Origin of the sequence: Pseudomonas sp. PS02303, from assembly GCF_029959925.1 — a bacterium.
GTDB classification, from domain to species: Bacteria; Pseudomonadota; Gammaproteobacteria; order Pseudomonadales; family Pseudomonadaceae; genus Aquipseudomonas; species Aquipseudomonas mandelii.
In genome coordinates this window covers 1-255 of sequence record NZ_JASCOM010000598.1, presented here as the reverse complement: position 1 = coordinate 255, position 255 = coordinate 1, and the positions used below count along the sequence as shown (strand labels likewise).

The window sequence follows — 255 nt, the reverse complement described above, 5'->3', positions numbered from 1 at the left end:
CCTGCACCCGGATCGGTGCGATTCACTCGGTGGTGTTCGGTGGTTTCTCGCCGGAAGCCCTGGCCGGTCGCATCATCGACTGCAAATCCAAAGTGGTCATCACCGCTGACGAAGGCATTCGTGCCGGCAAGAAGATCCCGCTCAAGTCCAACGTCGATGACGCGCTGACCAACCCGGAAACCAGCAGCATCCAGAAAGTCATCGTGTGCAAGCGCACCGGTGGCAACATCAAGTGGAACCAGCATCGCGACATCT

General features: G+C 58.8%; 1 pseudogene. It reads left to right on the top strand.

Annotation, left to right across the window (positions count from 1 at the left end):
- Positions 1-255 (top strand): annotated as a pseudogene (locus tag QMX98_RS35025) (acetyl-coenzyme A synthetase); the annotation flags it as partial.